Origin of the sequence: Chryseobacterium contaminans (assembly GCF_001684955.1) — a bacterium.
Classification (GTDB): Bacteria; Bacteroidota; Bacteroidia; order Flavobacteriales; family Weeksellaceae; genus Chryseobacterium; species Chryseobacterium contaminans.
In genome coordinates, this window is sequence record NZ_MAYF01000356.1 from 1 (window position 1) to 17,545 (window position 17,545).

General features: G+C 32.8%; 18 protein-coding genes and 1 pseudogene. 4 read left to right on the forward strand and 15 right to left on the reverse strand.

Annotated elements, in window-relative coordinates; all coding sequences use genetic code 11:
* Positions 1-4: 4 nt before the first annotated feature.
* The 4 genes and pseudogenes from porX to BBH99_RS20670 form a co-directional block, all read left to right on the forward strand.
* Positions 5-1,360: pseudogene (porX, locus tag BBH99_RS20655) on the forward strand (T9SS response regulator signal transducer PorX); the annotation flags it as partial.
* Between the two features lie 247 nt (positions 1,361-1,607).
* Entirely contained in the window at positions 1,608-1,991 is a 384-nt protein-coding gene (locus BBH99_RS20660) for an MliC family protein (protein WP_066700170.1), read from the forward strand.
* Between the two features lie 143 nt (positions 1,992-2,134).
* Positions 2,135-2,425, forward strand: a complete 291-nt coding sequence (locus BBH99_RS20665) for a YciI family protein (RefSeq protein WP_066700173.1) — start codon at positions 2,135-2,137, stop codon at positions 2,423-2,425.
* Positions 2,425-3,189, forward strand: a complete 765-nt coding sequence (locus BBH99_RS20670; protein WP_066700175.1) for an exodeoxyribonuclease III — start codon at positions 2,425-2,427, stop codon at positions 3,187-3,189. The genes BBH99_RS20665 and BBH99_RS20670 overlap by 1 nt, the downstream gene beginning before the upstream one ends.
* 62 nt (positions 3,190-3,251) lie before the next feature.
* Here the strand turns inward: BBH99_RS20670 and BBH99_RS20675 are convergent, their stop codons facing one another.
* From BBH99_RS20675 to BBH99_RS20745, 15 genes are all read right to left on the reverse strand, one after another.
* A complete protein-coding gene (locus BBH99_RS20675; RefSeq protein ID WP_066700177.1) occupies positions 3,252-3,623 on the reverse strand; it encodes a septal ring lytic transglycosylase RlpA family protein in 372 nt (123 codons plus the stop codon).
* A 788-nt stretch (positions 3,624-4,411) separates the two neighbouring features.
* Positions 4,412-5,158 carry a hypothetical protein gene (locus tag BBH99_RS20680; RefSeq protein ID WP_066700178.1) on the reverse strand — a complete coding sequence of 249 codons (747 nt, stop codon included), beginning with the start codon at positions 5,156-5,158 and terminating at the stop codon, positions 4,412-4,414.
* A gap of 25 nt (positions 5,159-5,183) precedes the next feature.
* On the reverse strand, positions 5,184-5,837 hold the full coding sequence (locus BBH99_RS20685) for a hypothetical protein (RefSeq protein WP_066700179.1): 654 nt from the start codon (positions 5,835-5,837) through the stop codon (positions 5,184-5,186).
* 384 nt (positions 5,838-6,221) lie between these two features.
* Positions 6,222-7,523, reverse strand: a complete 1,302-nt coding sequence (rimO, locus tag BBH99_RS20690) for a 30S ribosomal protein S12 methylthiotransferase RimO (protein WP_066700180.1) — start codon at positions 7,521-7,523, stop codon at positions 6,222-6,224.
* Positions 7,524-7,620: 97 nt separating this feature from the next.
* Positions 7,621-8,166, reverse strand: coding sequence for a dTDP-4-dehydrorhamnose 3,5-epimerase (gene rfbC / locus BBH99_RS20695; protein WP_066700182.1), 546 nt, complete (start codon positions 8,164-8,166; stop codon positions 7,621-7,623).
* A gap of 2 nt (positions 8,167-8,168) precedes the next feature.
* On the reverse strand, positions 8,169-9,131 hold the full coding sequence (locus BBH99_RS20700; protein WP_066700184.1) for an MraY family glycosyltransferase: 963 nt from the start codon (positions 9,129-9,131) through the stop codon (positions 8,169-8,171).
* Positions 9,131-10,027, reverse strand: a complete 897-nt coding sequence (locus tag BBH99_RS20705; RefSeq protein ID WP_066700186.1) for an NAD-dependent epimerase/dehydratase family protein — start codon at positions 10,025-10,027, stop codon at positions 9,131-9,133. Before BBH99_RS20705 ends, BBH99_RS20700 begins: the two co-directional genes overlap by 1 nt.
* Positions 10,024-11,232: a glycosyltransferase family 4 protein gene (locus tag BBH99_RS20710; protein ID WP_066700187.1), complete on the reverse strand. Its 1,209-nt coding sequence runs from the start codon at positions 11,230-11,232 to the stop codon at positions 10,024-10,026. The genes BBH99_RS20705 and BBH99_RS20710 overlap by 4 nt, the downstream gene beginning before the upstream one ends.
* Entirely contained in the window at positions 11,232-12,368 is a 1,137-nt protein-coding gene (gene wecB, locus BBH99_RS20715; RefSeq protein ID WP_066700189.1) for a non-hydrolyzing UDP-N-acetylglucosamine 2-epimerase, read from the reverse strand. Before wecB ends, BBH99_RS20710 begins: the two co-directional genes overlap by 1 nt.
* A 22-nt stretch (positions 12,369-12,390) precedes the next feature.
* The gene (locus BBH99_RS20720) at positions 12,391-13,509 is read right to left on the reverse strand and encodes a polysaccharide biosynthesis C-terminal domain-containing protein (RefSeq protein WP_066700194.1); all 1,119 of its coding nucleotides are present in this window, start codon (positions 13,507-13,509) and stop codon (positions 12,391-12,393) included.
* Entirely contained in the window at positions 13,506-13,919 is a 414-nt protein-coding gene (locus BBH99_RS20725; RefSeq protein WP_066700196.1) for a WxcM-like domain-containing protein, read from the reverse strand. The genes BBH99_RS20720 and BBH99_RS20725 overlap by 4 nt, the downstream gene beginning before the upstream one ends.
* Positions 13,920-13,963: 44 nt before the next feature.
* Positions 13,964-14,998 carry a polysaccharide biosynthesis protein gene (locus BBH99_RS20730; RefSeq protein WP_066700198.1) on the reverse strand — a complete coding sequence of 345 codons (1,035 nt, stop codon included), beginning with the start codon at positions 14,996-14,998 and terminating at the stop codon, positions 13,964-13,966.
* A gap of 2 nt (positions 14,999-15,000) precedes the next feature.
* Complete coding sequence (locus BBH99_RS20735) at positions 15,001-15,765, reverse strand: AglZ/HisF2 family acetamidino modification protein (RefSeq protein ID WP_066700199.1); 765 nt, start codon at positions 15,763-15,765, stop codon at positions 15,001-15,003.
* Positions 15,766-15,770: 5 nt separating this feature from the next.
* Positions 15,771-16,385 carry an imidazole glycerol phosphate synthase subunit HisH gene (hisH, locus tag BBH99_RS20740; protein WP_066700200.1) on the reverse strand — a complete coding sequence of 205 codons (615 nt, stop codon included), beginning with the start codon at positions 16,383-16,385 and terminating at the stop codon, positions 15,771-15,773.
* Positions 16,382-17,527: an N-acetyl sugar amidotransferase gene (locus BBH99_RS20745; RefSeq protein WP_066700202.1), complete on the reverse strand. Its 1,146-nt coding sequence runs from the start codon at positions 17,525-17,527 to the stop codon at positions 16,382-16,384. Before BBH99_RS20745 ends, hisH begins: the two co-directional genes overlap by 4 nt.
* Between the last annotated feature and the right edge of the window lie 18 nt (positions 17,528-17,545).

Below are 17,545 nucleotides of genomic sequence, written 5' to 3' on the forward strand. Positions count from 1 at the left end.
GTAAGCCATTCCTATGATTAAGGAGAAAGATAACTCCTTAAAAATAGTAATGGTAACCAAAAGTGAAGAAGAGCACATCATGGAGGAAGCCATTGGTTCCCAAATTGCGGATTACATCCTAAAACCAGTAAATCCTAATCAGATATTACTTTCTTTAAAAAAGAACCTTCAGCAAGATAATCTGGTAGAACAAAAAACTATTTTACAATATCAACAGGAATTCAGAAACCTCTCTATGGAACTTTCCTACCTGAGAACTTATCAGGATTGGGCCGAATACTATAAAAAAATCCTAAGCTGGGAAATTAAGTTCGATAAGGTGGCAGATAATGAGTTTGCAGATCTTCTACAATCCCAGAAAGAGGAAGCTAATATCCAGTTTGCCAAATTTATTGAAAAAAATTATGTAGACTGGCTTACCGATTCTGACAAACCTCTGATGAGTCATACCCTTTTCAAGGAAAAAGTAAAGCCTGAGGTAGAAAAAGAGAAAGTACTTTTATTAATGGTTGATAACCTTCGTTACGACCAATGGAAAGTGATTGAGCCTTTATTTACGAAATATTACAATAAAATTTCAGAAGATTATTATTACAGTATCCTTCCAACGGCTACACAATATGCAAGAAACTCTTTCTTTGCAGGTTTAATGCCTTCAGAAATTGAAAAACGTTTCCCTGATAAATGGTTTAACGATAATGAAGAAGGAAATAAAAACGAGTTTGAACGTGACTTCCTGGAAGATCAGATGAAAAGAATTGGCCTTGGGTCCAAATCCATGAAATATCTAAAAGTGTTAAACGCGGATTTTGAAAGAAAAATCTACGATGATTTCAACCAGCATAAAAATAATGACCTGTTGGTAATCGTTTATAACTTCATTGATATTCTTTCTCATGCTAAAACTGATAATCATATAGTAGATCAGCTGATCCGTGATGATAAAACTTTCCGCTCATTAACTTTGAACTGGTTTGAAAATTCTTCACTGATGAAGATCATTAAAACAGCGGCGGAAAACGGATATAAATTAGTTATCACCACAGATCATGGTACGGTTTATGTTAAAAAACCAAGCAAAGTGGTAGGTGACAGAGAAACTTCTACCAATATCCGATATAAAACAGGGAAAAGCTTAACATATGACGATAGTGATGTTTGGGCTATTACTAATCCGGAAAAACTTTTCCTTCCGAAAGGAAACTTAAGCTCGAAGTATATTTTTGCAAAAAACAATATCTTCCTGGCTTATCCTAAGAATTACAATCATTTTGTAAATTACTATAAAGAAACCTACCAACATGGTGGAATTTCATTGGAGGAATGTATTATTCCTATCAGTATTTTAGAACCCAAGTAGTTTTTTTCATAGTTTATTTAATTTTGGGTTAAAGGCGGGAAAAATCACTTGATTTTTCCCGCTTCTTTTTTAATATTATCTGAATTAGCGAATAATAAAATCAACAATTATTCTATTATCAAAACAATTCAATTTATATTTTAAACTCAATAATAAAAATACCAATAAAAAAAATTCAATCAAGCTATAGATATGGCCTGACTTACTAACTATTGATAAATTTATACAGTAAAAAAAAATATAAATTATGAAAAAGAACATTTTTGCAATTGCATTACTTTCTGTATTCTTATTAACTTCTTGCAAACAGGAAAAAACAAACTTTGAAAAAAAATCAGAAACTGCTGCCGCTACAGACTCTATTACATCCACAATAGCCAAAGATTCTATAGCCAGTACTGATTTAGTAAAAAGTACTCTAAAAGATAGCTCCGGAAAAACATTGGAAGTAGTCTTTGATAACACCAAAGATGTTGCTACATTAGTCTTTAATGGTGAAAACTTAGAATTAAAAGGTCAAAAACCTGCATCAGGAATTTGGTATAAGAATGACCATTATGAACTTAGAGGAAAAGGAGATGACGTTCAACTCTCTAAAGATGGTAAGGTTGTCTTTGAAAATGCTAAATAAGATAAATTTAATTTTCTTAATAACATCGGTTTTACACTTTGTAAAACCGTTTTTTTATCTCTTGAAATTGAAATTTATTAGATATTTCCCTGTTTCTTTTTTATAGTCTGTAAGAGTTCCTATCTTCGTAAAAAATAAAAATTATGTTCATTGTTTCCCTTACATATAAGGTCTCCATTGAAAATGTAGAGTGCCATATTCCGGAACACAATATCTTTCTTCAAAAATATTATGATTCAGGACTTTTTATTGCTTCGGGAAGAAAAGAGCCCAGAACCGGAGGAATTATAGTCTGTAACGCTTCCTCTAAAAATGAAATTGAACATATCATCACAGAAGATCCGTTTCATATCCATCAGGTAGCAGATTATGATATCACGGAATTTATCCCAACAAAATGCAACGAAAATTTTAAAATATTTATAAAAGACTAATGAGATTAATTACATACAATGTTAATGGAATCAGAGCGGCTTTCACAAAAGATTTTCTAGGTTGGCTGAAGACTGCTGATCCGGATATCATCTGTATCCAGGAGAGCAAGGCAGGAAATGATCAGATAGATATCGAAAGTCTTGAAAAATTAGGTTACCACAGCTATTGGCATTCAGCAATAAGAAAAGGCTATAGTGGGGTTGGAATTGCCTCAAAAATAAAACCTAATCACGTAGAGTATGGTTGCGGTATAGAAAGTTATGATAATGAAGGAAGAATCATTCGTGCTGATTTTGATGGATTCTCTGCTATTTCAGTCTACGTGCCTTCCGCATCTAATATTGAAAGGCTGGATTTCAAGATGCAGTTCTGCCACGATTTTCTTGCCTATATCAAAAACCTTAAAAAAGAAATTCCTAATCTGATTATATCAGGTGATTTTAATATTTGCCACGAAGCTATTGATATTCACAATCCTGTTGGATTAAAGAACGTTTCAGGATTTCTTCCTATGGAAAGAGAATGGATGACGGATTTCATCAATGAATGTGAACTTATTGACAGTTTCAGGTTCTTTAACAATGAGCCCGATAATTATACGTGGTGGAGCTACAGGCAAAATTCAAGAGAGAGAAATAAAGGCTGGAGGCTGGATTATAACTTCGCCTCATATAGTTTGAAAGATAAGCTTACCCGTGCTGTTATTTTAAAAGAAGCGGTTCATTCTGATCATTGCCCTGCTCTGTTGGAATTAGATCTATAAATCCTTATACAATACAAAAGCCAGCTGAAATCAGCTGGCTTTTTTTAATTTAAATCATAAAATTAATCGACAATTTCATATTCGACCGGAATAGTACCACGATTGATATCTCCGATCTCATCGAACGCTGCTTTAGACATATCTAAAGATCTCGATGAATGGTAAGGCCCTCTGTCATTAATTCTCACTATTACTTCTTTACCATTTCTAAGGTTTGTTACCTTAACGTTTGTTCCAAATGGAAGCGTTCTGTTTGCTGCAGTAAACTTTGAGTTATCAAAGATTTCTCCGCTAGCAGTTTTTCTACCGTTAAATTTATCGTGGTAGTACGATGCATAACTTGTTTTTTTCGCATCTAAGGCATTACTTGTAAACGAGTAAACACCTAGGGTTGAAATCATCATTATGATTACGAGAATGAATCTTTTCATCATTTTGAACTTTTATTGGTTTTGACAGGGCAAAAGTATCAGGAATCTAATTAAGTCCCTATTTCAATTGTTAAAAAATGTTAACAAAACCTAAATTATATGTTAACTACCTTTGTAACCTCCTATGAATAGGGATTTCAAAGACCATTGTTAAAAAGTGTTAAAAAAAATACTAAAATGTTAATTTAATTAACTAATTTATGCATAATTTCAAAATTGATAAAATATAAATAACTGACTATCAATAATTTGTAATAATTAAAAATATTGATTACATTCATAAATCTAAGTTTTGAAAACTAAAAGTGTTAAGAATTAAAATAGAGTAAACCCGTTGATAGAATACCCTATACATCATAACACTTAAACTTCTAAGGTTATTTTAACAACAAAATTAACCTCGAAATTTAAACTTAATGAATTATTTATTCAATCTTATTGTATATTTCATTCATTATGTATGTAAAAGAACAACTTCTCTTTGTAATCACTTTCAAAAGTAGACGGTAAAGAACGGATATTTAAATAATAGCTATAATGAAAAATTAAATATACCAATTATTATAGGCTAAAACAAATAAAAACCCAATAATACCCTATTAACCGGAGATTGAACTTTTATATTTAACTTCTTCATAATGAAATCAATTACGGTCTATTTAAACGTAATTAATAGCTAGCTAAATAAAGAATACCACAAAGCTATAATGGTACATTTCTTATATAGGAAGCTAAAGAAAAAACCAACGATTTAATCGTTGGTTTTAATATGTAATTAAATAAAATTCTTTTTATTTTAAATATTCTAATACATAATCGTATGTTCCGTTAGGATACACTACAGACATGTTAGGAGAACCTGTAATAGCATTACCTGAAGTCGTATCATATGAGTATAAACTTCTATCATATACTGTATTTGTTCCAGCTTTATAAATTGTAATGCCATACATTGCAGTAATACCAGCAGGAGCAGGGATACTTACAGCTGTAGATGTACCACTAGCAGTGAAAGTACCTTTAATAGCATAAAGCTGCTTATCACCAGTTGGAGTATTGATAAGTGTATTTGTAGTTGTTTCAGTTGTTCCGATAGTTACTTTTGGAGAAGCTCCAATGGCAACCCATCTCCCTGTTGCTGCAGAAAAGTTACCTGAAGCAGGTCCCGCAGTTGGATTAGAGAAATAATAGAATCCTGGAGTAACAGCCTGAGCTCCTATTCCTGATCCTGTAGCCGGAGTATTTCCAGTTCCTGTATTATAAACAATCATCCCATCATAAGCAGTAGGGAAGTTATCTTCATCTCCTGTTGTTGATGCAAATGTAAAATTAGTTAAGTTAGTTCTAGGGAAAACTAATCCTTTCCCATCTTTAGTATTAGCATCATCACTGAAACCATTAGTGGCTCCTGATGCATCCATAAATGCTGATTGTCCCTGAATATTACCACTAGCAAATCCATTAGTTCTTAATTGAGCTTTAGAATATTGAGACATTGCTAATGCAGAGGCAACGATTAGTAAAAATTTTTTATTCATGACTTAAATGTGTAAAAAGTTAATATTATTGAGCTGAGAACGATTGCCAACTAGTACCATCAGAGACAAACGCGATACCTCTACCTGCAACCTGAATAGAATTTACAGAAGTAGAACTAATCCCATTAATTGTAATATTTTGCGTTCCGGTTCTAACAACAGTTATAGTTTTACCTTTATTACCTGCATTCGCTGGAAAAGCTGTAAAATCTGCTGTATTTCCTGTAAGGAATACATACCCATTAAGATCTGCAGCAGTAAAATCATTTCCTGTAGTAGATGTTCTCACACTAACTGGTGCACTTACTGTACCACCACCACCTAATGCTTTCCACACATTGTTACCAGCTGTACCGTCATAGTAATAGAATCCTGGAGCTGTAACATTTACTGTTTTACCTGTACCATTACCTCCTAATCCGGTTACAAACACTAGAGCACCATTTTGAGCACTTGGAGTAGTAGTAGCATCAGCATAAGCTGTGTTTTTAGTTTCTAATTCTGCTCTTGTTAAACGAGGGACCAATAGGGCATCAGGTCTAGAAGTATCTGCAGCGTTAGCTACTACATCTAGAGTTGCGGCAGGTGTGGACGTGTTAATCCCCACTCTCCCTTGCTGAGCCTTAGAAAGAGCCGTAAAGGCAACGAGCATAGTTGCTGTTAATAAAAATTTTTTCATAAGTTTTTAAAGATTTTAATTACATTATTTTTCATCAAAATTTCCAAAGGAAAATGTATCTCAACTTGCGATTATTATCTTAAGGCTAATATAAATAAAAAAAAGTATTTTTTTGAATTTTCAGCCTAATTTTAATAAATAACTTGTTGATAGCATATGATTTAAAAACATTGCTTATGGCGCAAATTTAAGACATAATTTTTTAATTTACATACTTTATAATAGAAAATTAAAAAATCTTAATACTTAAAAAACACAATTAATTGAAAATCAACTAATTGGTAAATTTAACATAAAATTATTTATATTAATTTGCATTAATATTTGATTTTTTCTTAATCAGGAAGCAAAACTTTTCTTCCTGATTAAGAATGTTTTATCTTTCTATAATAATTCTCCATATAAGTCGAATTCTTCTGCTGAAGTAATCTTCACATCTGCAAATTCTCCGATAGAAATATAGGTATTTTCAGCAGATACCAGAACCGTATTGTCTACATCCGGAGAGTCATATTCTGTTCTCCCGATAAAGTAGTTTCCTTCTTTACGATCGAAGATGCATCTAAACACTTTCCCTACTTTTTCCTGGTTCTTTTCCCAAGAAATCTGAGATTGTACTTCCATAATTTCTTCTACTCTGGCTTCTTTTACTTCCTGCGGAATATCATCTTCCAACACATAAGCTCCGGTATTTTCTTCATGAGAATAAGTAAAGCATCCTAATCTGTCGAATTTCTGCTCTTTCACCCATTCTTTAAGTTCCTGGAATCTTTCTTCTGTTTCTCCCGGATACCCTACAATAAGAGTTGTTCTGATCGCCATATCTGGAACTTTCTCTCTGAATTTTCCTAAAAGGGCATTTGTTTTCTCGTGGGTAGTTCCTCTTTTCATTGATTTCAACAGATCAGAATTGATATGCTGAAGTGGGATATCTATATAATTACAAACTTTAGGTTCTTCACGGATAATATCCAGAACATCTTCAGGGAAACCGCTTGGGAAAGCATAATGAAGACGGATCCACTCTACTCCTTCTACTTTTACCAATTCTTTTAGTAAATCTCCTAATGCACGTTTTTTATAAATATCTAATCCGTAATAAGTAAGGTCCTGAGCGATAAGGATTAATTCTTTAGTTCCTTTTTTTGCCAATTTCTGAGCTTCAGAAACTAATTTCTCAATAGGAGTGGAAACGTGGCCACCTCTCATCAAAGGAATAGCGCAGAAAGAGCATGGTCTGTCACATCCTTCTGAAATTTTAAGATATGCATAATGTTTCGGAGTAGTTGTTAATCTTTCTCCTACCAATTCATGTTTATAATCTGCACCAAGATGCTTTAACAGTACAGGAAGATCTCTTGTACCAAAGTATTGGTCTACATCTGGAATTTCTTTAACCAAATCCGGCTTATATCTTTCAGAAAGACAACCTGTAACGAATACTTTTTCTACTTCACCTCTGTTTTTAGCCTCTACATAATCTAAAATGGTATTGATAGATTCTTCTTTAGCATTATCAATAAATCCGCAGGTATTAATAACAACAATATCTCCGCGATCTTCATGAACCACTTCTTTTCCGTTGGCTTTCAGCTGGCTCATTAATACTTCAGAGTCATATACATTTTTGGAACATCCAAGTGTAACTACATTGATTTTTTTCTTCCCTACCGATTTTGTACGCATCTTTTTGATTTTGAGTCTGCAAAGATACAAAATATTAAAAGAGTAAGAGTTACAAAAATAAAAACCACTTTAAAAAAGTGGTTTTCAGTATGATACTTTAAAAATTTTTTTCTTTAAATCCAGGAGCATTCTGGTCTTTTTCTGAAAGAACAGCATCTTTTTCATCAATCTTCCAGTCTATATTCAAATCTGGATCATTAAATTTTACACTTCCTTCTGATTCTTTATTATAAAAGTTATCACATTTATAAGAGAACACAGCATGAGTGCTTAGCACTGAAAAACCATGGCCAAAACCTCTTGGTACATAAAGCTGTAATTTATTCACTGCAGTAAGTTCTATTCCGAACCATTGCCCGAATGTAGGAGAATCTTCTCTAAGATCAACTGCCACATCCCAAACGCTTCCTTCAAGACATGATACCAGTTTGGCTTGAGCATGCTCTCCTTTTTGAAGATGTAATCCTCTCAATACACCATAAGAAGATTTGGAAACATTATCCTGAACAAAATGTCCGTTCATTCCTGTAAGTTCTTCAAATCTTTTTTCGTTGAACTTTTCAAAAAAGTAGCCTCTATCATCTTCAAATACAGTAGGCTCTATAATATAACAGTCTTTAAGCGGGGTTTCTTTAATTTTCATGTTTATAGGTTATATTTTTTTTTCAAGCTCCATTTTAATCCCAAATATACTACACCTGCCGGAATAAATATAATTAAAAAGACAACCCAAATTGGAAGTTGCGAATGAATTAAAAATATATTAATAATTAATTGACATAATGCATACACAAAGCTTATTATTAAATGGGAGACTTTCTTCTCATTCGCAAAAAGCTGATATAAATGTCTTCTATGAGCTTCAAAAATATTCTCTTTTAATAATAAGCGTTCCATAATGGTAAGTACCACTTCCATCCCATAAATAGATAACAGCAAAATATATTTATATTCTCCTGTCCTCATGATTAAAAGGGTAATAAGACCTATGACCCAGAAACCTATCCCCATACTACCAACATCTCCTGCAAAACACCTTGCTTTTTTTCTAAAATTAAAAAAAAGAAATACTGCACATGCTAATACCGGATAATATATAAAACTATGATCAGTAAACTGGATAACTTCTCTATTGATATAAGCTAATGAACCTAAAGTAACCAAACTATAGAGCCCGGTCATCCCATTAATACCATCCATGAAATTATAAGCATTCAATGTACCAATAATTACAATGAATAGTATGGGCCAAACCCAAACAGGCATTAAAGTAAATGCCCCGGTAAAATACAACAACAATACTACTGAAATCAAATGAACTGATAATCTGATCTTATTAGACAGAGTCCTAACATCATCTATAAAACTAATTGTACAGATAGCCAGTAAACCCAAGCCAAAAGACCAATAGTTTTGTATAACTTCATCAAAATTGAAGAAACAAAAGATAATAAAAGCAATAGGAAAAATAATTCCACCCCCTCTTAAGGTAATCTGCGTGTGTGCACTTCGATGGTTGGGTTTATCAATGATATTGTATTTATCTGCTATTTTGAAATAAATAAGTATTGAGACAAATAACAGTAGTGTTACAAAAATATATTCCATTATTTTGTTTGAAAACTTTTTATAGTTTTTGTTAATCCTTCTTCAGCTGAGACTGGCAGCTTTGAAAGTTGTAAAGCTTTTTTAATTTTAATATTAGAAACGGCATAACTTTCCGTAAGCTTTTTTAGTCTCTCAGAGTTCAGTGGCAATTTAATTTTATCACCTAATTTTGCGATAGAAATAATCAACTTTTTGGAAATTTTCAATAATTTTAATTTTTTACCTGATGTTTTACTTATAATTTGTATAAGTTTATTGGTGGAAATAAAATCATCATCAGCAAAATTATAAATTCCCGAGTTAATATTCTTATTTTTAAGAATTTGTAATATTAAAAAGTTCAAATTATCTATGCTTAAAAAGGATCTTTGATTTTCAAAAGCAGCAAGTGGCCATGGAATTCCTTTTTCTACCACTTTATATAATAAATTTAAATTTCCTTTATTTCCAGGGCCATGAATCATACATGGTCGAATAATAAAAAGTCTCTTTCCAGCCGGTAGCACTTTTGACAATAAATATTCTTCCGCTAAAAGCTTAGACTTCCCATAAGGTGTTTTAGGATCTGAATGATGGTCTTCATTTAAAATATCATCTACTGTATCTGCTGTAGCTTTTACACTACTGAAATACAAAAAGTCTTTAATATCCGAGTTTATAAATTCATCAAAAAGCTCTTTTGTCAGCTCTGTATTGATCTTAAAATATTCCTCATCAGCAGCAGTATTAGCTGTATCGTGAGCTTTTCCCGCAAGATGTATCAAAGCATCATAATTTCCAGAAAGTCTCCAATCATTTCTAAGGGATAATCCTACAGGATTACACTGGTTCTCTTCAAGATATTTAAATAGGTTCTGCCCTACAAACCCCGATACTCCTGTAATAACAACATTCATTTTTTTGAAATTATTTTTTCAAGATTTGAAATACATTCCTCCATTTTATAATTTTTCTCATAAAAGAATTTTCCGTTAAGCCCCATTACATTTAATTCTTCTTTGTCCTTCTGAGATGCTAATTCTATAGTTTTTGCCAATTTTTCACCATCTCCTGCTGGAACAGTAAATCCACATCTGGCTTCTTTTATATTTTCAGCTCCTTCTCCGTTTAACATTGCCATAATGGGTTTTCCTGAACTCATATATGCCTGGACTTTAGCTGGCACAGTGAGATTAAAGATAGGATCATCTTTAAGACTTACCAATAATATATTTGCAGCATTAAAGAAAGAAGCCATTGCCTCAACAGGAAATCTGCCCATTGTATATACTGTATCTTGTAACTCATGTTCTTTAATAAAGTCTTGCACAAAAGGCATCTTGCGCCCATCTCCTACTAGTATAATTTTAATATACTTAATGTTTTTAAGCTTAAGGGCTGCCTCCATTATGCTTTCCATATCCTGAGCCTCACCAATATTTCCAGCAAACATTACCTTAAAGCCATCTGGAAGGTCAGGAATAGGATAATCAAGGTTTCCTGAGGAAATAGTATCTTCAGCCCAATTGGGGAAATATTCAATTTTACTTTTGTAATTTCCTTTTTCTAATATTGACTCTTTAAAACCTTTAGAAGTAATTAGTATTTTCTCAGATTCATTATAAAACTTCTGAACCATCTTAGTGAAAAAGTTCAGAACAAATTTATTTTTTATTCCTCCTGCTATTTCAAGACTTTCAGGCCAAAGATCCATCACCCAGAAATAAACAGGAGTTTTCTGTAATTTTTTTATAACCAGAGCTGGATAAAACTGAGTAATCGGAGAGGGTTCATGAACAATAACAGCATCATACTTTTCCTGAGATGACAATTTTCTGGCTTTTAAAGAAGCAAAAAATGCCCAGCTAAAATAATTAAGAAAAAGCCTAATTCCCCCTCCTTTTCCTCGGGGTAATAACAAAGCTCTAATAATTTTAACTCCATCAATCATCTGTTCTCTGTTTTCAGAAAAGCTATATCCATCATAAATTTTCCCTTCAGGATAATTAGGAATACCAGTCAAAACAGTAACATTATGGCCTCTTTTTTGAAGTTCAAAGGCCATATCATTACTCTTAAAGTTTTCAGGATAAAAGTATTGGGTTACAATTAATATATTCATTATTTTTTGCTCCAGACCACTCTGTTAATATAATCAGTATAACTAAGGATAATTCTGACCATTTTCTCAGAAACATTTGGCATAGAATAATCCGATACTTGTCTATAGTTTCTTTCTTTTCCAACTTTCTGTTGTTGTAGTTGAACCAAACCTTGCAAAATTCTATCAGGTGAAAGCCCTACCATCATCACTGATGCTTCTTCCATTGCCTCAGGTCTTTCGTGAGCTTCTCTTATATTCAACGCTCTGAAATTCAGTATCGAAGATTCTTCAGAGATGGTTCCTGAGTCTGAAAGCACAGCAAATGAACGCATTTGTAAAGCGTTATAATCGTGGAATCCTAGAGGTTTTAGGAACTGGATTTCCGGACGCATTTCAATCTGCATTTTATCAATCATATTTTTTGTACGTGGGTGCGTAGATACAATGATTGGGTATTGATACTTTTCAGCAATCGCGTTTAAAGACTCCATTAGTCCTCTGAAATTTTTCTCAGAGTTGATGTTTTCTTCTCTATGTGATGAAATCACAAAATATTTACCTTCTTCTAAGCTTAATCTTGACAAAACATCTGAACTTTCTATTTGAGGTAAATAATGATTTAATACTTCAAACATCGGAGAACCTGTTTTGATAATTCTATCAGCAGGAAGACCTTCTCTTAAAAGGTATTCACGTGCAATATCAGAATAAGTTAGATTAATATCAGCAGTATGATCTACAATTTTACGATTTGTTTCTTCAGGCACACGTTGATCAAAACATCTATTACCAGCTTCCATGTGAAAAATTGGTATTTGTCTCTTTTTAGCAGGAATAGCACAAAGGCAAGAATTAGTATCTCCTAAAACTAAGAAAGCCTCTGGTTGTAGGGTTTCTAAAAGAGGATCAATTTTAATCAAAATATTTCCTACAGTTTCTGTTGCTGTTTTTCCAGCAGCTTCAAGGAAATAGTCTGGCTTGCGAAGACCTAAATCTTCAAAAAAGATTTGATTAAGTTCATAATCATAATTCTGTCCTGTATGGACAATGATATGTTCTACTGCTTCGGAAGCATCCAAAGCTGATAATACTCTCGATAATCTAATAATTTCTGGTCGAGTTCCTACAACCGTCACTACTTTTAATTTTTTCATCAAACCAATCTTACTTTATAATTTATACTTCTAAGAAATAAGTGTCTGCATCTTCAGGGTTGAAAGGCTCATCAATCCAAAAAATAGTATATAACTCCTCTTCTCCTATATTTTTAATATTGTGGGTATACCAAATTGGCATATCTACATAGGCAGGCTCTGCACCATCTAAATAGAAGTCCATTACTTCATCAGTATCAATTTTTCTCAACTGAATTAAAGCTTTTCCTTTTATTACAGCAAAACGCTCTATTTTTCGTGTATGATAATGATTACCTCTTGTAATTCCTGGTACTGTAGTTGAAAATGAACACTGACCTCCTATTCCCAATCTGATTACTTCAACAAAAGCTCCTCTTGGATCTCTATGCTGTGTAAATTTCACAGGATAGTGTTCTATATGATTAATATAAGAACGATAAGTATTAAATAAATTATGCTCAAATTTATCTTTTAAAACAGGAATTTCTCCCCCATCCAGATATTTGATTTTAAAATCATTAAGCAGGGTTAATACTTCAGATACTTTTTTAATTGCAGTTTCTTCAACCCATAATTCCGGTTGACTTTTCTCGGAGCGAATTTCTGTAATAATTTTCATTACAAGTTCCTGAACGTAGATCAACTTTACATCACCATCATTATCAATTTTTGGAGTCTCACCAGATGTTAATTGATGACAAAAAGTAGCTATAAATGAATTATAAAATGGCTTTCCAAAAGCACCAAATACATTAGGAATAATTAACCCTGTCACTTTACCCCCATTTTCATTAGCCCAATTTACAATGCTTTCTCTTCCTTCGCGTTTTGATTTTCCATAAAGATTGTCACGCTCTTCCTGAGTGGATGATGAAATTAGAACATGAGCCTTAGAGTTTGTCCTTTTTAATGAATCAACTAATGTCTTAGCTAAAGTAACATTCGCTTCATAAATTACTTCCTGGCTTTCGTGACGATTCATTGCTGCTAAATGTACAATAACATCACATTTTGTTACAAAAGCATCCAACTCTGATTGATTTTCAAAATATTCCTTCTGGAAATCAACACGTTCAAATTCTTCAGGAAACAACCCTAAAGTATTATATAAATGACGGCCAACAAAACCATTTTGGCCGGTAATTCCTATTTTTTTCATAGCTTAATATTAAAATGATTCAGAGGAAAACGATATTCATCTTTGATTTCTCCTAATCCATAATTGGCAAGAACTAATAACTTACTTCCTTCTTCTGCCGCCTTGATCGCAGTAATACAACCAGCTTTTATATGAAGAAAATCCAATGTTTCGGGATTTAGATCATAATATTGAACTTCTAAATTTTGTGAAGGATTATCAAAATCATCTACTTCAATAACAGCGATTCTAAAGCTTCCCTTGATACAAGAGAACCAACGCTGTTCAATGGCATGGCCTTGCCATCCTCTCACAAAATTGATATTTGCGTTTTCAATGATATAAATTCTTTTGACGGCCGAGGCATCAAAATCATTATTAAATCTGATTACCCCCCTTTCGTCTTCAAATTTATTTCCTTTAGTAAACATATATTTTTTCCTTTATCATTTTTAAAGAATAAAATTATCAAAAGTTAGTAGGGATATTGCATTATATCTTCTCCGAAAACTTCTTTACGTATTAATGGTAAAGAAGAAACTAATTTCTTAAGCCCTTCTACTCCTTGTTGTTCTGTATTATGAGAATGATAATCTTCTACTTTAGAAATATCTTCTTCTCCTTCTGAAAAATATTTAGCATAATTAAGATCGCGATTATCTGCTGGAACTCTATAGAAATCACCCATATCCTCTGCTTTCAGCATTTCCTCTCGAGTACATAATGTTTCATAGAGTTTTTCACCATGACGAGTCCCAATTACTTTAATTGGAACTTCTTTCCCTGTAAGCTCAATTAACGCTTTAGCCAGATCACCAATACTACCAGCTGGTGCCTTATTAACAAATAAGTCGCCAGGGTTACCATTTTCAAAAGCAAATAATACCAAATCAACCGCATCTTCCAAAGACATAAAAAAACGTGACATATTAGGATCTGTAATAGTAATAGCTTCTCCTTTTTGAATCTGATTTAAAAATAAAGGAATAACAGATCCTCTTGAAGCCATTACATTTCCATAACGCGTAAGACATACCACAGTATCTGTAAGATTTCTAGCTTCTGCAACGGCTACTTTTTCCATCATTGCTTTAGAGATTCCCATTGCATTAATAGGGTAAGCCGCTTTATCAGTTGAAAGACAAATTACTTTTTTCACTCCATTGGAAGCAGCAGCACGAATAACATTTTGAGTTCCTTCTACATTTGTTTTCACGGCTTGCATTGGGAAGAATTCACAAGATGGAACTTGCTTTAAAGCAGCAGCGTGGAAAATGTAATCTACACCACGCATTGCTTGTTCTACTGAGTTATAATCACGAACATCTCCAATATAATATTTAATTTTTTCATTTTTATAAAGGTTTCGCATATCATCTTGTTTCTTTTCGTCACGAGAGAAAATACGAATCTCTTTAAAATGATCTGTCGCTAAAAAACGATTAAGCACAGCTGTTCCAAAAGAACCTGTGCCACCTGTAATCAAAAGTGTTTTATTTTGAATTTGCATAATTATTTTCTTAATAAATTTTCTTTTTCTTCTTTAATTGGATAGTTAATCAAAACGGCTTTATATTTCCCTTTAAACACGAATAAACTTCCGGCTGCGACTCCAATAATTTCATGTTTATCAATCACTTTTTTGATATCTTCTAAGCTTCCTGCACCACCTAATACTGTCATAGGAAGTGATGTTTTTTCTCTTGCCTTATCAATTAAGGACATGTCATACCCTTTCATTACACCATCCTGATCTATAGAATTAATTACGATTTCACCAGCACCTAATTGCTGAGCTTCTTCAATAAATTTAAAAGGATTAATTCCTGTTGCTTTTTTGCCATTATGAGTATACACTTCATATCCCCCAAATAATTTTTTCTTAACATCCAACACTACGATCACACTTTGAGCGCCTACTCTATCGGCTATTTGTGTAATAAGCTTAGGATTATTAAGAACTGCAGAAGATAGAGCAATTTTTTCAATTCCTAATCCAAAAATTTTCTGAGCCTGTTCAACGGTTTTTACACCACCACCATAGCACAAAGGCATTCTGGATTGATTAGCGATTCTCTCAATAAGACTATAGTTAGGCTCCAACCCTTTTGTTGTAGCATCGATGTCAAAAATAGCGAGCTCGTCTACTTCTTTTTCATTAAAGATTTTAACAGCATTGATAGGATCCCCAACATATTTGGGATTTTTGAAATTAACGGTCTTTACCAAACCATTATCTTGTATCAACAAACTTGGTATAATTCTCGGTCTAAGCATCAGTATTAGAGTTTAGCAAAATTGTGAAGTAATATTTCTCCATAAGAATGGCTTTTCTCAGGATGGAACTGGATCCCATATTTATTTTCATGATGGGCAGCTGACGCAAATTCTCCACCATAATCAGTAATAGCCATAATATCTTCTGAATTATTACATTCAAAATAATAAGTATGCAAAAAGTAGAAAATAGCATCTCTTTCCAGACCTTTAAAAAGATCAAGATCTTTAACTGGTTTCACGTCATTCCATCCCATATGAGGAAGACGTGTAACTTGTTTGATTTTGCTTTCATCAAACTTTTTAACAGTGGCGTTTATCCATTTTAAACCTTCCAAGGTTCCTTCATCGCTGTTATTAGCCATCATTTGCATTCCAACACATATTCCGATAACTGGGATTTTTTTCTCAAGAACCAATTCGTCTAATGTATCCCTCATTCCTGAATTATTAAGCTGTGACATAGCATGATCAAAATGTCCTACTCCAGGAAGGATAAGCTTTTGAGCATCCAGTAAGTCTTCTTTTGTTTTTGCAATTTTTACAGGGACATCTACCCTTTTATATACATTGACGAAGGCGTTGATATTTCCAACGCCATAATCTATAAGTGTTATCATCTGAATAATCTTTTTTCCAAACCGAGTTTTTGCATTGCTTGTGCTCCGAATTTGATGATTCCCATTTTATTTTTATAATTTTTGTAGGTTTTATTTTCACCTTCAAATATCTTTTGTAGTTCTTCTGTTGTCAAGTCTAATTTATGAGCTACATATTCAAATTCTTTTTGTAGAAACTCTTCTGATAATTCGGGTCTTGAAACTCTGTCTAAAGCTTCTTCTCTTGTCATTTGTCCCGTAAGGATAAGAGAAGAGAAATGAGCTTTTCTTTTTTGATATCCAAACTTTCTAGGTAACCAATAATCTTCATAAAATCGTGTAAACCTAGATTCATGATGCTTATGCTGAAAAGATTCCCAACCGAATTTTGTTTCCAAAAGATTTTCTGCATCTTTTTTAATATACGGAATCAAATTAAGAGGTTTAAAAACTTCCATTCCATATACATATTTGTAATAAATCTTATAAGAAAGAATATCTACTAATGGAAATGTTTTTAGAGGTCTTTTTCCAAATTTAGAATGAATGTCTTTTACTAAAGTGGTATCAATTCCTGGGAAACCTCCCCATTCTTCTGGTTCACGACAACATTCTGTAGAAAAATTCCCGCCCGTAAGCACGTAATTAATCTTGTGTTTTCTTGCAAACTTATATAATGCTGAGAAAAAGGCATAATCCTGAGGAAGGTCCTGATCTGAAATCTGAGATTTAAGAAATGCAACCTGAAGATCTTTCATTTCTTCCCAGTTTATCACTTCTGTATAAAGATCAAGATTGAGACCATTAATAAGTTTTTCAATATTTCCTACTGCTTTATCTGTATTCCATCCTGCATCTACGTGAAAGATCAATGGACGGATTCCCATAATTTCTTTAGCTACATATGCAGCATACGAACTGTCTAATCCCCCACTAAGACCAATGATGCAATCAAAATCTTTATTCTTACTTGTTTTCTTGATTTTATCTGCAATTTTCATCAGCTCATCGTAGCCACGCTGATCAGTATGCCAATTAGGCTCTATGTTTTCTTTAAAATTTGTATAATAATCACTTTCTCCTTTTTCGTTGAAAATGATATTAGGATCCGTAGTATCCATTATTGTTTTAGTACAAATTTGATATGGCCTGTTATTTACCATTTTCAATATTATATTTGA

Excerpts from the sequence above, each read along its gene's own strand:
- BBH99_RS20745 (WP_066700202.1), bottom strand. The coding sequence starts at position 17,527 with ATGGTAAATAACAGGCCATATCAAATTTGTACTAAAACAATAATGGAT.
- BBH99_RS20735 (WP_066700199.1), bottom strand. The coding sequence starts at position 15,765 with ATGCTTAGACCGAGAATTATACCAAGTTTGTTGATACAAGATAATGGT.
- hisH (WP_066700200.1), bottom strand. The coding sequence starts at position 16,385 with ATGATAACACTTATAGATTATGGCGTTGGAAATATCAACGCCTTCGTC.
- BBH99_RS20660 (WP_066700170.1), top strand. The coding sequence starts at position 1,608 with ATGAAAAAGAACATTTTTGCAATTGCATTACTTTCTGTATTCTTATTA.
- BBH99_RS20670 (WP_066700175.1), top strand. The coding sequence starts at position 2,425 with ATGAGATTAATTACATACAATGTTAATGGAATCAGAGCGGCTTTCACA.
- BBH99_RS20720 (WP_066700194.1), bottom strand. The coding sequence starts at position 13,509 with ATGAAAAAAATAGGAATTACCGGCCAAAATGGTTTTGTTGGCCGTCAT.
- BBH99_RS20730 (WP_066700198.1), bottom strand. The coding sequence starts at position 14,998 with ATGCAAATTCAAAATAAAACACTTTTGATTACAGGTGGCACAGGTTCT.
- BBH99_RS20680 (WP_066700178.1), bottom strand. The coding sequence starts at position 5,158 with ATGAATAAAAAATTTTTACTAATCGTTGCCTCTGCATTAGCAATGTCT.
- BBH99_RS20675 (WP_066700177.1), bottom strand. The coding sequence starts at position 3,623 with ATGATGAAAAGATTCATTCTCGTAATCATAATGATGATTTCAACCCTA.
- BBH99_RS20685 (WP_066700179.1), bottom strand. The coding sequence starts at position 5,837 with ATGAAAAAATTTTTATTAACAGCAACTATGCTCGTTGCCTTTACGGCT.
- BBH99_RS20705 (WP_066700186.1), bottom strand. The coding sequence starts at position 10,027 with ATGAATGTTGTTATTACAGGAGTATCGGGGTTTGTAGGGCAGAACCTA.
- wecB (WP_066700189.1), bottom strand. The coding sequence starts at position 12,368 with ATGAAAAAATTAAAAGTAGTGACGGTTGTAGGAACTCGACCAGAAATT.
- BBH99_RS20725 (WP_066700196.1), bottom strand. The coding sequence starts at position 13,919 with ATGTTTACTAAAGGAAATAAATTTGAAGACGAAAGGGGGGTAATCAGA.
- rimO (WP_066700180.1), bottom strand. The coding sequence starts at position 7,523 with ATGCGTACAAAATCGGTAGGGAAGAAAAAAATCAATGTAGTTACACTT.
- BBH99_RS20665 (WP_066700173.1), top strand. The coding sequence starts at position 2,135 with ATGTTCATTGTTTCCCTTACATATAAGGTCTCCATTGAAAATGTAGAG.
- BBH99_RS20700 (WP_066700184.1), bottom strand. The coding sequence starts at position 9,131 with ATGGAATATATTTTTGTAACACTACTGTTATTTGTCTCAATACTTATT.
- rfbC (WP_066700182.1), bottom strand. The coding sequence starts at position 8,166 with ATGAAAATTAAAGAAACCCCGCTTAAAGACTGTTATATTATAGAGCCT.
- BBH99_RS20710 (WP_066700187.1), bottom strand. The coding sequence starts at position 11,232 with ATGAATATATTAATTGTAACCCAATACTTTTATCCTGAAAACTTTAAG.